Here is a 17,507-nt window from a genome sequence, read left to right on the forward strand (position 1 = left end):
TGATCGCGGCGGCCCCCGGGCCGGGGCCCGACGGGCAACGCAAAGGGCCCGGGAGACGGATTCCGTCTCCCGGGCCCTTTGTCCGGGTGGGCGATACTGGGTTCGAACCAGTGACCTCTTCGGTGTGAACGAAGCGCTCTCCCACTGAGCTAATCGCCCGGGCGCACCGCAAACATTACCCCATGTCAGCGGTGCTCCTGGACCGTCCCCCGGGCTACTCGCTGATCTTCCACGGCATGGTGAGCCCGAACTTCCAGACGTAGATCCCGGCCAGCACCGCCATGATCACGAGCCCCAGCGTGGTGAGGATGATGTTGCGTCGCCGGACCTTGGGATCGAGGGCCCGCTGGGCCGCCTCGGTGACCTTGCGCTTGGTCCAGCGCAGGACCAGCTGGGCCCAGACGAACTCGGTCGCCCAGATCGCCATGCCGCCGAAGATCACCAGCCAGCCGGGGCCCGGCAGCACCAGCATGAGCACACCCGCGACCACCACGCCGAGACCGACGATGAAGACGCCGACCTGCCAGCTCAGATGGAGCGCTTTCGACGCCTTGATGAAACCCGGCGCCCGCGAGCCCAGCTCGCGTTCCGCCCGGTCCGATTCCCCCGTGGCGGACGCCGGGGCCGCCTGCTCGGCGACCTCGCTCCGCTCGTCACTCTCCGCGTTCATGAAGCTCAACTTACCCGACCCGTCTTCGTCACTGGAATGGGCGCATAACTCAAAGTTACACGCCGCTGAGCGAGGGACCCGAAGCATCACAAATGGGTCAGAGGGGTTTACAACGCCACCGTAGGTGGCATGTCGATTTCGCCGACGTGCGAATCCCCGAGCGCACACTGAGCGAAAGGCCCTGGCGCTTATGAACACCACGGTCAGCTGCGAGCTGCACCTGCGCCTCGTTGTGTCGAGCGAGTCCTCACTGCCTGTACCCGCGGGCCTGCGGTATGACACGGCCGATCCCTATGCCGTGCACGCCACCTTCCACACCGGAGCGGAGGAGACGGTCGAATGGGTATTCGCCCGTGACCTCCTTGCCGAGGGGCTGCACCGGCCCACCGGCACCGGAGACGTCCGCGTCTGGCCATCTCGTAGTCACGGTCAAGGCGTCGTATGCATCGCCCTGAGCTCCCCAGAGGGAGAAGCCCTGCTCGAAGCCCCGGCGCGGGCCCTGGAGTCGTTCCTGAAGAGGACCGACGCCGCGGTTCCACCCGGCACCGAGCATCGTCACTTCGATCTCGACACGGAGCTCTCCCACATCCTGGCCGAGAGCTGAGCCAGGCAGAGAGCCGCTCGACGCCGTCCGAACTCGGGGCGACGGCGTCGTGCCGACAACCGCATAGGGCAGACACCGGCGCCGTCGTCGCGGAATCCACCGCGACGACGGCGTCGGTGCGTCCACCCCCGCACCTCCCCTCCCAGGAGCCGGAGGCGCCCGTTCCGCTCCCTGGCGGGCCCGCACGGGGCCTGGCACCGGCGGGCCGAGCCAGTAGAGTCAGCCGCCATCGGCAGGCGCCCGCCCGCCGGAAGGCCAGGGAGCGAAGCGTGCTGATCCCTCACGACACCCGGATCGCCCTCGACACGGTGGTCGATCTGGTGAACACCGCGCCGGAGGACGAGCTGCCGCGGGACGAGCCCTCGGACGGCCCCCAGGGCGGATCCGAGGACGGTCTCGCCGATGTCGCCGCGCTGTACGCCTTCGCGGAGCGGCATCTCATCAGCGGAGTCGGCACGCTCGGCGAGAAGGACCTGACCGCCGTGCGCGACGTCCGGGCCCGTTTCGCCGAGGTCTTCGCGGCGCCCGACCCGCGCGCCGCCGCCGACCTGGTCAACCGGCTCGTCGCGGCGGCCGGGACCACCCCGCAGCTCACCGACCACGACGGCTACGACTGGCACGTGCACTACTTCGCCCCGGACGCCTCGATCGCCGACCATCTCGCGGCCGACTGCGGCATGGCGCTGGCCTTCATCATCGTGGCGGGCGAGCAGGAGCGGCTGCGGCGCTGCGAGGCGCCGGACTGCGGGCACGCGTTCGTCGACCTGTCGCGCAACCGCTCCCGCCGCTACTGCTCCAGCCGTACATGCGGAAACCGGCTCCACGTCGCGGCGTACCGGGCCCGGCGCAAGGAAGCCGCGGGCTGACGCCGGAGCGGCCACCCCGCGCGGTGGCGCGACGCGTCACAGCACGAAGAGATCGTGCAGGGCGGCCATCAGCAGCAGACCCCCGATCACCGTCAGGAAGATCATCAGGGGCGGCTGGGAGAGCGCGAAGAGACAGCCGCGGGGCTCTTCGGCGGGGGGTGCGGGGGCATCGCCCCGGGAAGTGTCCACCATCTCGGGGTGATCATGACGCACCCACCGCCGGGTTGGCGATCAACCGGGGTCATTCCCCCGGGAGTTCACCGTCCCGTGGCCATCGATAATCGCTCCGGCGTACGGGTCGCCGTCAGGCATTCGGACCGGCGGCCCGAGCGCCCGCGCCCGCAGGGCCGGCCGCTGTCTCAGATGCCGTGCTTCTTGAGGATCGCCTCGATGTCGCTGAAGTCGTCGCCGGGCGCGGCGGCCTCCTGCTTCTTCTTCGGCTTCGGCTGTGCCTGCGGCTTCGCGGCCGCCGCGGGTCCCGCCGTGCCGCCCGCGCCGAGCGAGGGGGCGGAGGCGGCCGGGGCGACCGCCTCGTTCCGCCCGGCCGCCCGTGCCGCCTTGCGTTCGGCGCGGGTGGTGCCGCTGCGGCGCTCGACGGCGCGGGTGGTCATGAACAGCAGCCAGGAGAGGCCGAGGACCCCGAAGCCGAGCCAGATGCTCGGCTTGAAGGCGATCCCGGCGACCCACTCGACGACCCCGGTCAGCACGAGCCCGACCGGGACGAGGGAGTAGGCGGCGATCCTCGTCGCCGCGAGGAACCGTTTGCGGTACGCGGTCACCGCGGCGATGCCCAGACCGGCCGCCGACGCCGCGGAACAGATGGTCTCGGCAAGCATCGGGGCCTCCAGGCGCAGGGAATACGTCCCTTCCATCCTGCACCGACGACCGCCGTCGGGGCCACGGTGGTCGTCCACCTCAGGGACATTTCAGGGCCGGACTCCTCCCCAGGGGGTGGCCCGGTCCCGGTTGGGACGCGCCCGCCCGGCCTGAAAGACTGGGCGCATGAGCGATTCCTCCCCCGCGGCACCGGTCGTCCTCGACCTCTGGTGCGATCTCGAATGCCCCGACTGCCACCGAGCCCTCGACGACGTGCACGCCCTGCGCGCCCGGTACGGGGACCGCGTCGAGATCCGGCTGCGGCACTTCCCGCTGGACAAGCACAAGCACGCCTACGCCGCGGCCCAGGCCGCCGAGGAGGCGACGGACCAGGGCAAGGGCTGGCCGTACATCGAGGCCCTGCTGTCCCGCACCGCCGATCTCGGCCGCACGGGCGAGCCGGTGCTCCTCGACGTGGCACGGGAACTGGGCCTGGACGCCGAGGAGTTCGACACGGCGCTGATCGACGGCCGGCATCTGCTGATCGTCGACGCCGACCAGGCGGAGGGCAAGGCCATCGGCGTCACCGGTACGCCCACCTATGTGATCGACGACGAGCGGCTGGACGGCGGCAAGAGCCAGGACGGGCTGCGCGAGCGGATCGAGGAGATCGTCGACCGCGTCCTGGCCGCACGGGAGCAGTAGACCGGCTGCGGCCGGTGGCCCGGTAGCTGTCGGTGGCCCGGGGCGCGGTCGGTGGCCCGGCGGCGCCCCGCAGACCGGCAGCGGCCGGGAAGGCCGCTACAGCGCCTTGGCCAGGTTGTACCGCGTCGTCGTGTAGCCGAGGGACTCGTACAGCCGCAGGGCCGGGGTGTTGGTGGCGAAGACGTGCAGGCCGAGCCGGTCCGCGCCCCAGGCCCGGGTGACGTCCTCGGCGAGCAGCATCAGGGTCCGGCCGTGACCCCGGCCCCGGTGCTCCTCGCGCACCTCGACGTCGAAAACGAATCCGGCCGGGCCGCCCGGCGGCAGCTCCCGCTGGGCCACCCACACATGGCCGACGACGGCCTCGCCCCCGTGCACCAGCACTCGGAAGGTCACCCCCTCGGTCGCCAGTCCGTCCGGCAGGAGGGCGGCGTGGTCGGCCTCGGACTTGAGCCGGGCCTGCTCGGGCGGCACCGCACGATCGATCCAGTCCTGCGCGTACGCCCGTACCGCGTCCTGTCGCCAGACGGCGAACTCCTCCTCGCCCATCGCGCGCGCGATGAGCCCGGCGGGGAGCGGGGCGCTGTCCGGGCCGAGCTCCTTGACCATGTTGCGGCTGCGTTCGGTGTAGCCGAGGGCGGCCGCGAGGCGGCGGGCCGGGTCGTTGTCGGCGGGGACCTCCACCCGCACCCGGGTGCAGCCCCACCCCCGCAGCACCTCTTCGGCGGCGAGCGCGGCGATGGTGCCCCGGCCGCGTCTGCGCCGGGACTCCTCGACGCCGAGCGAGCGCAGCACCCCGGCGGTCGCGCCGAACGCGTCGTCGGTACTGATCGCGACGGTGCCGACGGGCCGCCCGTTGTCGCAGACGTCGTAGTCGCGGGCCCGTGCGCCGTCGGCGCCCTGCTGAAGCGGCCCGGACGGCCGGAGTGTCGTGGTCATCAAAGGTTTGTATCCCCTGCGCAACGCCCCGTCACGCGCTTTTCGGGGCGGGACCGGGGCCCGCTACGGGTCGAGGTCGTCGCCGGACCGCTCGGCGAAGATCCGCATGGCCTTCGCCGTCACCGGTCCGATCTCCGGGGTCAGCTCGCGGTCGTCCAGGCGGTGCACGGCCTGGACGTCGCGGAGCGTCGAGGTCAGGAACACCTCGTCGGCCTCGGCGAGGACGTCCATCGGAAGGTCGGTCTCCTCGGCCCCGGTCCACTCCACGGCCAGCGCGCGGGTGATCCCGGCGAGACAGCCGGAGGCCACCGGCGGGGTGTGGATGCGGCCGTCCAGGACGACGAACACGTTGGAGCCGGTGCCTTCGCAGAGGCGGTCGGCGGTGTTGGGGAACAGCGCCTCGGACGCGCCCCGTTTCCGTGCCCGCGCCAGGGCGACGACGTTCTCGGCGTACGAGGTGGTCTTCAGGCCGGCGAGCGCGCCGCGTTCATTGCGTGTCCACGGGACGGTGATCACCGCCGTGCTGTCCGGACGGCGGTTCACCCCGTCGAGGGCGACGACGAGGCTCGGCCCGTCGGTTCCCCGGTCGGAGCCGAGCGGGGACAGCCCGCCGGTGTAGGTGATCCGCAGGCGCCCCAGGGCGACGGGATTGGCGTCGATGACCGCGGCGGCGGCGCGTCGGACCTCGTCGTGGTCCGGATCGGGCAGACCCAGCCCCCGGGCGGACCGGGTGAGGCGGTCGAGGTGCCGGGTCAGCGCGAAGGGGCGCCCCTCGCTCGTACGCACCGTCTCGAAGATGCCGTCGCCCACGGTCAGGCCGTGGTCGAGCACCGACAACCGGGCGTCGTCGGCGTCCCGCAGTCCGCCGTTGACCCAGATCCTCATATCGCGGTCCTTCCTGTCTCCGGATGCGCACCCGACGCTACAGCGAGCAGTCGGGAGGCCTTGAGTTCGGTCTCGTCCCATTCGCGCTCCGGGTCGGATCCCCAGGTGATCCCGGCCCCGGTCCCGAACCGCAGCAGCGGCGCGGGCCCGGTCCGGTCGATCCAGAACGTCCGTATGCCCACCGCGAGGGAGGCGGTGCCCCGGTCGGCGTCGACCCAGCCGACCGCACCGCAGTACGGCCCGCGCGGGGCCCGCTCCAGCTCGGCGATGATCCGCAGCGCGCTGGACTTCGGCGCCCCGGTGACCGAGCCGGGCGGGAAGGCCGCCGCGAACAGCTCGGGCCAGCCCGCCCCGTCGGCCAGCCGGCCCCGGACGGTGGAGACGAGGTGGACGAGGCCGGGGTGCTTCTCGACGACACAGAGATCGGGCACGCTCACGCTTCCGGTGGCGCAGACCCGGCCCAGGTCGTTGCGGACCAGGTCCACGATCATCACGTTCTCCGCGTGGTCCTTCGCCAGCAGGTCGTTCTCGGTCCGGCCGGTGCCCTTGATCGGCCCGGACTCCACGATCCGCCCGTCGCGCCGGAGGAAGAGTTCGGGGGACGCCGTGGCGACCTCCACGCCGTGGCCGGGCAGCCGGACCGTTCCCGCGTACGGGGCGGGGTTGCCGCGTGCGAGCAGAGAGGTCAGGGCGTCGACGTCGGCCCCGGCCCCGCCGTCGGGGAGCGGTGCGGACAGCACCCGGCAGAGGTTGGCCTGGTAGACGTCGCCCGCCGCGATGTGTTCACGGATCCGCCGCACGCCCGCCGTGTAGGCGTCACGGTCCAGCGAGGAGTCCCAGTCCCCGGTGGCGGGCCCCCGCCACGCTCCGGGCACGGGAGGGGGCACCGCCTCCTTGCGCACGTCGGAGAAGCGGGCGCAGACGGTACGCCCTTCAAAATCGGCACATACCGCCCAGAAGCCGGATGAGTCGAGAGCTGCGGGATCGTCGGTCACATCCAGCAGACCGGTGGCGATGAGGCCGTCGAAACGGGCCAAGGGGGCGAGGTCGGACACGCGAATGAGTCTAGGACGGTGTGCGGTGACCTGCGTCGGGGCGAGGTCACCGCAGCACGCTGCACAAACGCGTTTTTGTACTGGCCCAGGAATCCGCTAGAGTTCAACACGTCGCCGGGACGCGCAAGCGGGCCGGGAAAGACAAGCGGACGTAGCTCAGTTGGTAGAGCGCAACCTTGCCAAGGTTGAGGTCGCCAGTTCGAACCTGGTCGTCCGCTCGCAGAAGGTGGGGGATTCTTCCCGAGCCCCCACCCCTGGTGGAGTGGCCGAGAGGCGAGGCAACGGCCTGCAAAGCCGTCTACACGGGTTCAAATCCCGTCTCCACCTCCAAGGACGATTAGCTCAGCGGGAGAGCGCTTCCCTGACACGGAAGAGGTCACTGGTTCAATCCCAGTATCGTCCACTGATCCGCAAGGATCATCGGTCCGCAAGGATCCCCGCGCGATTAGCTCAGCGGGAGAGCGCTTCCCTGACACGGAAGAGGTCACTGGTTCAATCCCAGTATCGCGCACGCAGTACACGCAGGGGCACCTGCGCGATTAGCTCAGCGGGAGAGCGCTTCCCTGACACGGAAGAGGTCACTGGTTCAATCCCAGTATCGCGCACCACCGAGAACCCCCGGTCGTCTCCACGACCGGGGGTTCTTTCGTCGTACACGGTCCGTCCCCTCCGTGCCCCGGTGGCGCGGTGGCCGCCGGGGCACGGAGGGGCGATGGAGACGGTCAGGACGAGAACAGCATCCGGCCGAAGCCCTTCTGGCGGTGGTGGCCGTAGTGCCCACCGTGGCCGCCGTGCTGCGGCGCGCCCCAGGCGGGGGCGTGGGCGGCAGGTGCGGCCGGGTAGGCCTGCGGGGCGGGGGGCGCCGGCGGAGCCTGCTGGGACCACTGGGACTCCAGACGGGTCAGCGACTCCAGCTCGCCGTAGTCGAGGAATATCCCCCGGCAACCGCTGCACTGCTCGATCTGAACGCCATTGCGGTTGTACGTGTTCATCTGCGCGTGACACTTCGGGCACTGCATCATCGGCTCGGCTCCTCGCCCTCGTTGTGCCGTCGCCGGAATGTCTGCCCGGCGGCGGTCCGTTCACCCTACGACGCGTGGTCGGCGGCCAACTCGGGCGGCAACGTAGCGATTCGGGCACAGGATTCGATCATCAGCTGTTCGTGCTCGTCCGGACGCCGTTGCTCCGCGGCGCACTTGGCCAGGGCGAGGGCCGCCGTCTGCACCGTCAGCGCGCGGGCCGGGACGTCCAGTTCGGGCCAGGGATCCCCGTCGGCCGGTACCGCGGGCCCTCCGGCGGACCGGTAGGCGTCCAGGAAGGCGAACCAGTCCTCGGGGGCCAGGAGTCCGGAGGCGTACCAGGCGGCGGGCCGGCCGAGGTCCCAGGCCGGATCGCCCGTCCCCGCGTCGTCCACGTCGATGAGCAGCCAGGGCCCGTCCGGAGCGGGGTGGCGTACGAGCTGGCCGAGGTGCAGGTCCCCGTGGCACAGGAAACCGGACCTCCGGGCGGGTGCCGGGACCTCGCCCCGGGCCCAGGCGGGCAGGGCCCGCCAGCCGGCCAGCACGGGCAGGACGGCCGGGTCGCCGGGAAGGGCGGCACGCATCCGGGCGACGGCCCGCGCGGCCTTGGCGGGTCCGCGCATCGCCGGGAGCCGGAACGGGGGCTCCGTCCGGTGGAGGCGGGCGAGCAGGACCGCGGCCTCGGCCCAGGGGGCCGCCTCGGGGTCGGTGGGGTCGACGGGCGCGCCGAGCGGCCAGAGGGTGACCGGACGCGGGGCGGGCGCGGGCGGCCCGGAGGGCTCGGGGTGTTGGGGGCCGCCGGAGGGCTCCGGGGCTGTGAGCGACCGCCCGGGGGCGGTGAGCGGCGGGAGCAGGATCCCGGTGAGCTGCGGGGCGGCGGCCAGGGCGATCCGGGCCGCCAGCGCCTCGTGGTCGCTGTCGGCGGCGTGGGCCTTCGCGACGATCGCGCCGCTGCGGACCACCGTGCCGTCGGGCCGGTCCGCGAGGACCTGCGGCGGCTCGCACACGCAACGCGCCCCGGCGGGGTGGGAGAGGCGGTGCGCCAGGGTGCCCAGGTCCTGGACGACTGAGGTCTGGGTGGTGGTCAACGGCTCCCCCGGCGGCGGTCGGCCCGGCGTGGCACCGGACCCGCCGTGAGCGTAACGCGGGAGCCCGCACGGGAGGCCGACCGGTCCGGAAGCGGTGCTGCGCGTCGGTCCGGCGGGGAAACGCAGGGGCCCGGGCAGCGCGATGCCCGGTCAGCTCCCCAGCTGACCGGACAAACGCTGCCGTCCGCCGCACCCCCGTCCCCACGGGGCTGTTGGCCGGATGTGCGGGTCCGGACCGCTCTTCCGGACCCCGGGCGCCGCTCAGCGCCCCAGCATCACCGCCACGGACGACGCCTGTGTGACCACCGCTTCCCAGCCGCCGAAGACGACCGCGAGCAGGGCCGCCAGGGGAAGAACCATCGCCGTCGCCACCAAGGGGTGACGGGTGCCGGACGAACGGGCGCCGAACGCGGCGTACGCCTTGCGTCCCTGCGTGCGGACCATCGTCCGCGTTGCCGTGTCCGACATGGTTCCTCTCCTGACCTGATGGGGAGCGGCGGGCGTGTGACCTCGGGGGACGAGTGCTGCGCCCGCCGCTTGACCTCAACATTAGGTAACCGGCGAGCACGGGGCGTCATGCCCGCGTACCGAATCCCGGGCCTCCCGGAGGATGAGCCGTCGCCGATCGGCGTACTCCCCTGGGTGGAGACGGACCATCGGAGGTTGGGGTCATCCCGGAGGGGACGCCGGGGCCGTCCGGCACGTGTCCGGTACGCCTCCCTGACCTCGCGGGCAGGCCGGCCGGGTGACTTCACTCACGCCCACCACCCCCGGCGGGCGGCCGCCCCCGCGCCGGGGTCCACCCGGGACACCACCATCCCGTACGCCCGGGCGGTGGCAACGGCCTCCGTGACGGCCACGCCCCGGCGTTCCCGCGATGATCCAATCCCCCTTGCCCGGGGGCTCATTGGGCGGACCGGCCGGCCGAGGGGCCCGGATCCGCCGCGCCCTGACCCCTCTTCACCTGTCCCGCCCGGCACGGACAATCGAATCCCCGGCGAGGGCGCGGCCTCTGAGCGCGCCGGGCGCGGGGTACGTAAGCTGTGCCTCGTCAGGCGGACCAGGCAGCGGGGATGGGCAGACGATGGCGATGATGCGGCTCCGGCGCGAGGACCCGCGTCTCGTCGGCTCGTTCCGGCTGCACCGGCGGCTCGGCGCGGGCGGCATGGGCGTCGTCTACCTCGGTTCCGACCGGCGCGGCCAGCGGGTCGCGCTCAAGGTGATCCGACCCGACCTGGCGGAGGATCAGGAGTTCCGTTCGCGGTTCGCGCGCGAGGTGTCCGCGGCTCGGCGGATCCGCGGCGGCTGTACGGCCCGGCTGGTCGCCGCCGATCTGGAGGCGGACCGCCCGTGGTTCGCGACGCAGTATGTGCCCGGCCCCTCGTTGCACGACAAGGTCGCCGAGGAGGGCCCCCTGGCCGCCGCCGAGGTCGCCTCGATCGGGGCGGCGCTATCCGAGGGTCTGGTGGCGGTGCACGAGGCGGGGGTGGTCCACCGCGACCTGAAGCCGTCCAACATCCTCCTCTCCCCCAAGGGCCCCCGCATCATCGACTTCGGCATCGCCTGGGCGACCGGGGCGAGCACGCTCACCCATGTCGGTACGGCGGTGGGGTCGCCCGGGTTCCTCGCGCCCGAGCAGGTCCGGGGAGCGGCCGTGACGCCCGCGACGGACGTCTTCTCGCTCGGCGCGACGCTGGCGTACGCGGCGATGGCCGACTCCCCCTTCGGACACGGCAGTTCCGAGGTGATGCTGTACCGCGTCGTGCACGAGGAGGCCCAGCTCCACGGAGTGCACGACGCGTTGGCTCCCCTGATCAGCGCCTGTCTGGCGAAGGACCCGGAGGAGCGGCCCAGCACGCTGCAACTGTCCATGCGGCTCAAGGAGATCGCGGCGCGCGAGGCGCAGGGTCTGCACGAGAGCCGGCCGCCCGTGCAGCGCTCCGCCCAGGACGCCGACCGGCCGACCGGCCGGATGGCCGATCCGTACGCCGATCAGCACACCCGCCGTTCGGAGGGCCCGTCCGCCTCCCGCCCCCAGCCGAGCAGGCGCGGGGCGCCCGCGCGTTCGGGACCGCCGCGCACCGGTGGCTCGCGTCCGCAGCAGGCGTCGCGCGACACGACGCGTTCCGGGAAGCGGCGGGGGGCTCCGGCCGGGACGAACAGTCGGCCGGGGACCCGCTCCGGGGGACGCACGACCTCGGCGGGGCGGCGGCCGGCCAATCCGCGGCTGCTGCGTCAGCGGCTGGTGGTGTTCGTCGTGGTGACGCTGCTGGTGGCGCTGGGCATCGCGGCGGCGCAGGGCTGCCAGGGGCCGGCGCGTGGGCTGGGCGGCACCGATCCCGGCACCGGGACCGGCATCGGGATCGAGCAGCAGAACCGGGCGTCGCAGGTTCAGGAGCCGACGCAGGCGTCCTGACGGCCGGGCCGGCCGGGGCCGACCTGGTCAGTTCTCCGGGCGTCCCGTGGCCACCGCGTAGAAGGCCACGGCGGCCGCAGCGCCCACGTTGAGCGAGTCGACGCCGTGCGCCATCGGGATGCGGACCCATGCGTCGGCGGCCATCAGGGCCTGCGTGGACAGCCCGTCGCCCTCCGCGCCGAGCATCAGCGCCACCCGCTCCAGCCGGTGCGGGGCCGCCTCGTCGATGCTGGTGGCCTTGGCGTCCGGGGTGAGGGCGAGGAGCCGGAAGCCGGCCTCCCGTACCCCTTCCAGGGCCTTGGGCCAGGCTTCGAGGCGGGCGTAGGGGACGGAGAAGACCGCGCCCATGGAGACCTTGACGGAGCGCCGGTAGAGCGGGTCGGCGCAGTCCGGGGAGAGCAGGACCGCGTCCATGCCCAGGGCCGCCGCGCTGCGGAAGATCGCGCCGATGTTGGTGTGGTCGTTCACCGACTCCATGACCACCACCCGGCGCGCGGTGGCGAGCAGTTCGTCGGAGGCGGGCAGCGGCTTGCGCTGCATGGAGGCGAGCGCACCGCGGTGGACGTGGTAGCCGGTGACGCGTTCGGCCAGCTCGGGCGCGACGGCGTACACCGGGGCCGGGACCTCGTCGATGACGTCGCGCATGACGTCGACCCACTTGGCCGAGAGCAGCATCGACCGCATCTCGTACCCGGTCTGCCGGGCGCGACGGATCACCTTCTCGCCCTCGGCGATGAAGAGGCCTTCGGCGGGTTCGCGCCGTCGTCGCAGCTCGACGTCGGTCAGGCCGATGTAGTCGCTCAGCCGCGGGTCGTCAGGGTCGTCGACGGTGATGAGATCTGCCACAGGGTGATACTGCCTTGTCCGGTGTGTGGTGCCAACGCCTGGGATGGAGATAGGTAACCGCGGGTTACTTCACTCCTGGTCGCCCGGCCGGTCCTGGCCGGTCGTCGGTGCGGAGTGCGGGCCGACCGCGACGACGTCGCCGATGACGATCACGGCGGGCGGGCGCACGTCCTCGGCGACCGCGCGCTCGCCGACGTCCGCGAGGGTCGCGTCGACCCGGCGCTGGGCCGCGGTGGTGCCCTCCTGGACGAGGGCGACCGGGGTGGCCGGGTCCTTGCCGTGGGCAATCAGGGCGGCGGCGATGGCGCCGATCTTGTCGACGGCCATCAGCAGGACGAGGGTGCCGCGCAGCCGGGCGACGGCCTCCCAGTCGACCAGCGAGCGCGGGTCCTCGGGGGCGACATGGCCGCTGACCACGGTGAACTCATGGGCCACGCCCCGGTGGGTGACCGGGATGCCGGCCGCGCCGGGTACGGAGATGGTGCTGGAGATCCCGGGGACGACCGTGCACGGGATGCCTTCGGCGGCCAGCGCCTGGGCCTCTTCCATGCCTCGGCCGAAGACGAACGGGTCGCCGCCCTTGAGCCGGACCACGGACTTGCCCGCCTTGGCGTGCTCGATGAGCGCCTGGTTGATCGCCTCCTGGGCCATGAACCGGCCGTACGGGATCTTCGCGGCGTCGATCACCTCGACGTGCGGCGGGAGTTCGTCGAGCAGGTCGCGCGGGCCGAGGCGGTCGGCGATGACCACGTCGGCCTCGGCGAGGAGGCGGCGGCCGCGCACCGTGATCAGGTCCGGGTCGCCGGGGCCGCCGCCGACGAGCGCGACGCCGGGGGCGTGGTTGCGGTGGTGCGGGGCGGCGAGGGTGCCGTCGCGCAGGCCCTCGACGATGGCGTCGCGGAGGGCGGCGGAGTGCCGTGGGTCGCGGCCCTGGGCGGTGGTGTTGAGGACGGCGACGGTGATGTTGTCGATACGGCCGGTCGCGGGGGTCCAGGCGGTGGCGGCCTCCGCGTCGTCGGCGCGGACGCACCAGGTGCGGGTGCGCTCGGCCTCGGCGGAGGCGGCGTCGTTGGCCGTGGTGTCGGAGGAGGCGATCAGGGCGTACCAGGTGTCGGCGAGGTCGCCGTCCTGGTAGCGGCGGCGCTCCCAGTGGATCTCCCCGGCGTCCGCCATGGCCTCGACGGAGGGCGTCGCGGACGGGGAGACGAGCGTGATGACGGCCCCGGTGGCGATGAGCTGCGGCAGCCTGCGCTGCGCGACCTGTCCGCCGCCGACGACGACGACGCGGCGGCCGTGCAGGCGCAGGCCGACGGGGTACGCGGGGTGGTCGGCGTGACCTTCGCGGTCGGCGTGACCTGCGCGGTCGGCGCGGTCGGCGTGGTCTGCGTGCTCGGCCATGGCGGTACGGGCTCCTCGTGCGGGTGCTGCGTAGGGGCCGCTGCGGCGGTGGAGCGGCTGTGACGTGCGGAAAGCTGAGGTCTGGGTCGGGAACACGATACGGGGTGGAGGGCGCCTGCGGCGGGCCTGTCCCCTTCCCTCCCCTTCCCCTCCCTTCCCGGAACCGGGGCTGCGCCCCGGGCCCCCCGCTTGTCCTCAAGCGCCGGACGGGCTGCTTTCGGGGCTCCGCCCCGGACCCCGCTCCTCAAACGCCGGAGGGGCTGGGTGGGCGACCGAGGCTGAGGGCGGGGCGAAGCGAGGGCTGGGGCGGGGCTGGGCAGGGGTGGGGCCGGGGCCAGGGGTCGGGGCGGGGCAGGGTCGGGGCGGGGCAGGGGCGGGGCAGGGGCGGGGCGAGGCTGGGGCCGGGGCGGGGCCGAGGCCGGGGGTCGGTCGGAGTCGGGGCGGGAGCGGGGGCCGGGGCCAGGATGGGGGCCGGGCGAGGCCGAGCCCGCGGGTCGGGGTCGGGTCGGGGTCGGGGGCCGAGGCGGGGCCGGGACCCCCGCCCCCGCCCCCGCCCCTTGCTACTTCTCCGTCACGCCTGCCGAGTCGAACGTCGCCACCTCGTGCATCGCGCGTGCCGCGCTCTGCACGATCGGGAGCGCCAGGAGTGCTCCGGTGCCCTCGCCCAGGCGCAGGTCGAGGTCGACCAGCGGGCGCAGGCCCAGCTTGTTGAGCGCGGCTACGTGGCCGGGCTCCGCGCTGCGGTGGCCGGCGATGCAGGCGGCCAGTGCCTCGGGGGCGATGGCGCGGGCGACCAGGGCCGCCGCTCCCGCGCTCACGCCGTCCAGGATCACCGGCGTACGCAGGGAGGCTCCGCCCAGCAGGAAGCCGGCCATCGCCGCGTGTTCCAGGCCGCCGACCGCCGCGAGCACGCCGATCGGGTCGGTCGGGTCCGGCTGGTGCAGGTCGAGGGCGCGGCGGACGACGTCGACCTTGCGGGCGTGCATCTCGTCGTTGATGCCGGTCCCCCGGCCGGTCACCTCCGAAGCGTCGATCCCCGTGTACACGCAGATCAGCGCAGCCGACGCGGTGGTGTTGGCGATGCCCATCTCGCCGGTGAGCAGGGCCTTGTTGCCCGCTGCCACCAGGTCCCGGGCGGTCTCGATGCCCACCTCGATCGCTGCGAGGACCTCTTCCCGGGCGAGTGCGGGGCCCGTCGTGAAGTCCGCTGTTCCCGGGCGTACCTTGCGGGGCAGCAGCCCCGGGGTCGCCGGCAGGTCCGTGGCCACACCCACGTCCACGACACAGACCTCCGCCCCGACCTGGGCCGCGAAGGCGTTGCAGACGGCTCCGCCGCCCAGGAAGTTCGCCACCATCTGGGCGGTCACCTCCTGCGGCCAGGCGGTGACGCCCTGGGCGTGCACCCCGTGGTCACCGGCGAAGATCGCGACGGCCGCGGGCTCCGGGATCGGCGGCGGGCACATCCGGGAGAGCCCGGACAGCTGTGCGGAGATGATCTCCAGCATGCCGAGCGCACCGGCGGGCTTCGTCATCCGCTTCTGGCGCTCCCACGCCTCGCCGAGCGCCTTCGCGTCCAGCGGGCGGATCGCGGAGATCGTCTCCTGGAGCAGGTCGTGCGGCTCGGCGCCGGGCAGCGCGCGACGGCCGTACGTCTCCTCGTGGACGACCCAGGACAGCGGGCGGCGCTTGGACCAGCCCGCCTGCATCAGTTCGGGCTCCTCGGGGAACTCGTCGACGTAGCCGACGCACAGGTAGGCCACGACCTCCAGGTGCTCGGGGAGGCCGAGCGCGCGGACCATCTCCCGCTCGTCGAAGAAGCTGACCCAGCCGACTCCAAGGCCCTCGGCGCGGGCCGCCAGCCACAGGTTCTCCACGGCCAACGCCGAGGAGTAGGGGGCCATCTGCGGCTGGGTGTGGCGGCCGAGGGTGTGGCGGCCGCCCCGGGTCGGGTCGGCCGTCACGACGATGTTGACCGGGGTGTCGAGGATCGCCTCGATCTTCAGTTCCTTGAACTGCTTCGCCCGGCCCTTGGGCAGCGACTTGGCGTAGGCGTCGCGCTGACTCTGGGCCAGCTCGTGCATGGAACGGCGGGTCTCCGCGGAGCGGATGACGACGAAGTCCCACGGCTGCGAGTGGCCGACGCTCGGCGCGGTGTGCGCCGCCTCCAGCACCCGGAGCAGGACCTCGTGCGGAATCGGGTCGCTGCGGAAGCCGTTGCGGATGTCCCGGCGCTCGCGCATGACCCGGAGGACCGCTTCCCGTTCGGCGTCGTCGTAACCGGGGGCGGGGGGGGTGAACGGCTCGGTCTGTTCGGCGGGCTGCTCCGCTGCCTCGGGCTGTTCTGCCGCCTCGGGCTGCTGGGGTGCCTGGCTCTGCTGCGGCGCCTCGGTCGGTGCCTGCTGGTCGGGCGCCGGGAGTTCCGGTGTCTCGATGACTTCGGGGCCCGTGCCGTCCTCGGCGTCGGGCGCGAGCACGTCGGCTGCTTCGGCCTCCGTTGCCCCGCCGGGCTCGACAGCGGGCTCGGGGGCGGGGGCGGGGACCGGGGCGGCTTCCTGCTCCGTTACGGGGAGTTGCTGGGCTGTCGGCTCCTGCGCCTGCGCTCCCTCCGCCCCCTGCGTCACGGGCTCGGCGGACTCCACAGGGGCTGCGGGCTCCACGGGCTCCGCGAGCTCTGCGGCGACGGGCTCGGGCTGTACGGGCTCGGGTGCGAGCGGCTCGGCCACCGGCTCCGCCACGGCGGTCTCCGGAGCCACGGCGGGCTCCGGGGCCACGACGGCTTCCGGGCTCTCGGCCACCGGTGCCGCCGGGACCGGCTCGGGGGCCGGTTCGACGAGCTCCTGCTCGGGCTGTACCTGCTCGGGCTGCGCCACCGGCTCGACGGCAGGCGCGGCCTGTGCCGGGGCCTGGGGTTCGGGGGCTGCGGTCTCCACCGGGACGGCCTGGGCCTCGGGCTCCGGCGCCACGGCGGCACCGTGCTGCGCCTCCACCGGCTCCGGCGTCCCGGGGGCGGCCACCTCATCGGCCGGGACCTGGGCAGGTGCTTCCGCCGACGCCTCCGGCTGGGCCGCCCCGGACTCCGGGACGGCGACGGGGCCGGCGGGCGGCGCCTCCACGGCGACCGGCTCGGGAACGACCGTTTCTGCCGGGACGGCCTGCGGCGTCGGCTCGGGCTGCGGGGCCGGCTCGGGCTGCGCACCGGCAGCGGGCTGCACCGGCTGCTCCGGCTGTTCGATCGGGGCCGCCGAAACCGCCGTCGGCGCGGGCACGGCCACCGGCTCGGCCGGCTGAACCGCCTGGACCGGCGGAGCCGTCTGAACCGGCTCCGCAGTCTCGACCTCGGTCTGCTCGGCCACCGGAGCCTCGGCCACAACCTGCTCGACCACCGGCTGCTCGGCCACCGGAGCCTCGGCCACCGGCTGCTCGGCCTCGACAACCTGTTCCGGCTGCGGTGCCGTCTCGGCGGGTGCCTGCTCCGCAACGGCCTCGACAACCGGCTCCGGCTGCGGCGGCTGCGCCCCCCACGGGGCGCCGGCCTGCGGCGGGATCTCGCCCAGCTGCGGGCCGGGCAGGGTCGAGGGGTCCTCGGCCGGGGCCTCGAAGTACTCGGGGCCGGTCGTCGGCGGGCCCGCGTGGCGTGCGGGGGCCGCGGTCCGCGTGGCTCCGGCGGGGCCCCGGTCGGCCAGCGAGCGCACGACGCCGCCCTGCGTACCGCCGTACGTCGGGGCCTCGGCGGATGCGGGGCCACGGTGCAACGGGCGGCGGGCGGGGGCGGCGGCCGCGTGCGCGCCGACCGGTGCGGGCGCGGGCGCGGGGATGCGTACGCCGTTGAGGTCCACGGAGCCGGTGTCGCGGCCACCGGACTCATGGGTGCTGTGCGTCTCGGCGGGGGCGGGGGCCGCCTGGCCCTGCTGCGCGGGGACCTGCTGCTGGGGCTGGGGCGCACCGTGCTCGGGAGCGGCGGGCTGCGCCACCGCGGTCTGCGCGGCGGGCTGGCCCTGTGCGGGGGCCGGGGCGGCCTGCGGGTCGCTCCAGGCGCCCTGGGAGGTCGGCATCAGGAGAAGGTCGTCGTCCTCGGGAGTGTGCTCGGAGGGGTCGAGGAAGGTGTACGCGTCCGGGGCGGGGATGCCCGGCTGCTCCACCATGCCTGCGTTCTCCGGCAGTCCCTCGCCCGGGATCTGGCCGGTGTCAGTCATGCGTACCCCT

At 73.7% G+C, this 17,507-nt stretch carries 16 protein-coding genes and 6 tRNA genes; 9 read left to right on the forward strand and 13 right to left on the reverse strand.

Going from position 1 to position 17,507, the window contains the following annotated elements:
- Nucleotides 1-87: 87 nt before the first annotated feature.
- Nucleotides 88-159: transfer RNA gene (locus tag IE272_RS17140), tRNA-Val, on the reverse strand.
- A 55-nt stretch (nucleotides 160-214) separates the two neighbouring features.
- The gene (locus IE272_RS17145; protein WP_007450508.1) at nucleotides 215-670 is read right to left on the reverse strand and encodes a TIGR02611 family protein; all 456 of its coding nucleotides are present in this window, start codon (nucleotides 668-670) and stop codon (nucleotides 215-217) included.
- 190 nt (nucleotides 671-860) lie between these two features.
- On the opposite strand from IE272_RS17145, the gene IE272_RS17150 reads away from it, so the two are divergent.
- Nucleotides 861-1,274: an SsgA family sporulation/cell division regulator gene (locus IE272_RS17150; protein ID WP_003959770.1), complete on the forward strand. Its 414-nt coding sequence runs from the start codon at nucleotides 861-863 to the stop codon at nucleotides 1,272-1,274.
- Between the two features lie 269 nt (nucleotides 1,275-1,543).
- Nucleotides 1,544-2,140 (forward strand): CGNR zinc finger domain-containing protein, encoded by a 597-nt coding sequence (locus IE272_RS17155; RefSeq protein WP_057661657.1) that lies wholly within the window; start codon nucleotides 1,544-1,546, stop codon nucleotides 2,138-2,140.
- A gap of 36 nt (nucleotides 2,141-2,176) precedes the next feature.
- On the opposite strand, the gene IE272_RS17160 is transcribed toward IE272_RS17155, so the two are convergent.
- Entirely contained in the window at nucleotides 2,177-2,332 is a 156-nt protein-coding gene (locus IE272_RS17160; RefSeq protein WP_164494018.1) for a hypothetical protein, read from the reverse strand.
- A 167-nt stretch (nucleotides 2,333-2,499) separates the two neighbouring features.
- A complete protein-coding gene (locus IE272_RS17165) occupies nucleotides 2,500-2,976 on the reverse strand; it encodes a hypothetical protein (protein ID WP_050359407.1) in 477 nt (158 codons plus the stop codon).
- A 166-nt stretch (nucleotides 2,977-3,142) separates the two neighbouring features.
- On the opposite strand from IE272_RS17165, the gene IE272_RS17170 reads away from it, so the two are divergent.
- The gene (locus IE272_RS17170) at nucleotides 3,143-3,661 is read left to right on the forward strand and encodes a DsbA family protein (RefSeq protein ID WP_007450514.1); all 519 of its coding nucleotides are present in this window, start codon (nucleotides 3,143-3,145) and stop codon (nucleotides 3,659-3,661) included.
- 96 nt (nucleotides 3,662-3,757) lie between these two features.
- Here the strand turns inward: IE272_RS17170 and IE272_RS17175 are convergent, their stop codons facing one another.
- From IE272_RS17175 to IE272_RS17185, 3 genes are all read right to left on the reverse strand, one after another.
- Nucleotides 3,758-4,597, reverse strand: a complete 840-nt coding sequence (locus tag IE272_RS17175; protein WP_190007210.1) for a GNAT family N-acetyltransferase — start codon at nucleotides 4,595-4,597, stop codon at nucleotides 3,758-3,760.
- 63 nt (nucleotides 4,598-4,660) lie between these two features.
- The gene (locus IE272_RS17180; RefSeq protein WP_190007211.1) at nucleotides 4,661-5,482 is read right to left on the reverse strand and encodes an aminotransferase class IV; all 822 of its coding nucleotides are present in this window, start codon (nucleotides 5,480-5,482) and stop codon (nucleotides 4,661-4,663) included.
- Nucleotides 5,479-6,537, reverse strand: a complete 1,059-nt coding sequence (locus tag IE272_RS17185; protein WP_050359410.1) for a chorismate-binding protein — start codon at nucleotides 6,535-6,537, stop codon at nucleotides 5,479-5,481. Before IE272_RS17185 ends, IE272_RS17180 begins: the two co-directional genes overlap by 4 nt.
- 145 nt (nucleotides 6,538-6,682) lie before the next feature.
- Here IE272_RS17185 and IE272_RS17190 point away from each other — a divergent pair.
- From IE272_RS17190 to IE272_RS17210, 5 genes are all read left to right on the forward strand, one after another.
- A tRNA-Gly gene (locus IE272_RS17190) sits at nucleotides 6,683-6,755 on the forward strand.
- 38 nt (nucleotides 6,756-6,793) lie between these two features.
- Nucleotides 6,794-6,867, forward strand: a tRNA-Cys gene (locus IE272_RS17195).
- Between the two features lies 1 nt (nucleotide 6,868).
- Nucleotides 6,869-6,940: transfer RNA gene (locus tag IE272_RS17200), tRNA-Val, on the forward strand.
- A 36-nt stretch (nucleotides 6,941-6,976) separates the two neighbouring features.
- Nucleotides 6,977-7,048 (forward strand) — tRNA-Val (locus tag IE272_RS17205).
- Between the two features lie 22 nt (nucleotides 7,049-7,070).
- Nucleotides 7,071-7,145 (forward strand) — tRNA-Val (locus IE272_RS17210).
- A 114-nt stretch (nucleotides 7,146-7,259) separates the two neighbouring features.
- Here the strand turns inward: IE272_RS17210 and IE272_RS17215 are convergent.
- The 3 genes from IE272_RS17215 to IE272_RS17225 form a co-directional block, all read right to left on the reverse strand.
- Nucleotides 7,260-7,559 (reverse strand): TFIIB-type zinc ribbon-containing protein, encoded by a 300-nt coding sequence (locus IE272_RS17215; protein WP_032791581.1) that lies wholly within the window; start codon nucleotides 7,557-7,559, stop codon nucleotides 7,260-7,262.
- A 65-nt stretch (nucleotides 7,560-7,624) separates the two neighbouring features.
- Nucleotides 7,625-8,644 (reverse strand): aminoglycoside phosphotransferase family protein, encoded by a 1,020-nt coding sequence (locus IE272_RS17220; RefSeq protein WP_056712276.1) that lies wholly within the window; start codon nucleotides 8,642-8,644, stop codon nucleotides 7,625-7,627.
- Nucleotides 8,645-8,905: 261 nt separating this feature from the next.
- The gene (locus tag IE272_RS17225; protein WP_032791582.1) at nucleotides 8,906-9,112 is read right to left on the reverse strand and encodes a hypothetical protein; all 207 of its coding nucleotides are present in this window, start codon (nucleotides 9,110-9,112) and stop codon (nucleotides 8,906-8,908) included.
- A gap of 616 nt (nucleotides 9,113-9,728) precedes the next feature.
- Here IE272_RS17225 and IE272_RS17230 point away from each other — a divergent pair.
- Nucleotides 9,729-11,060: a serine/threonine-protein kinase gene (locus IE272_RS17230; protein ID WP_050359413.1), complete on the forward strand. Its 1,332-nt coding sequence runs from the start codon at nucleotides 9,729-9,731 to the stop codon at nucleotides 11,058-11,060.
- A 27-nt stretch (nucleotides 11,061-11,087) separates the two neighbouring features.
- Here IE272_RS17230 and IE272_RS17235 read toward each other — a convergent pair whose 3' ends face one another.
- From IE272_RS17235 to cobT, 3 genes are all read right to left on the reverse strand, one after another.
- Nucleotides 11,088-11,906, reverse strand: a complete 819-nt coding sequence (locus tag IE272_RS17235; RefSeq protein ID WP_050359414.1) for a TrmH family RNA methyltransferase — start codon at nucleotides 11,904-11,906, stop codon at nucleotides 11,088-11,090.
- Between the two features lie 69 nt (nucleotides 11,907-11,975).
- Complete coding sequence (gene cobA / locus IE272_RS17240) at nucleotides 11,976-13,304, reverse strand: uroporphyrinogen-III C-methyltransferase (protein WP_078961276.1); 1,329 nt, start codon at nucleotides 13,302-13,304, stop codon at nucleotides 11,976-11,978.
- A gap of 560 nt (nucleotides 13,305-13,864) precedes the next feature.
- Nucleotides 13,865-17,497, reverse strand: coding sequence for a nicotinate-nucleotide--dimethylbenzimidazole phosphoribosyltransferase (cobT, locus tag IE272_RS17245; RefSeq protein WP_190007212.1), 3,633 nt, complete (start codon nucleotides 17,495-17,497; stop codon nucleotides 13,865-13,867).
- Between the last annotated feature and the right edge of the window lie 10 nt (nucleotides 17,498-17,507).

Source organism: Streptomyces anulatus, from assembly GCF_014650675.1.
Classification (GTDB): Bacteria; Actinomycetota; Actinomycetes; order Streptomycetales; family Streptomycetaceae; genus Streptomyces; species Streptomyces anulatus.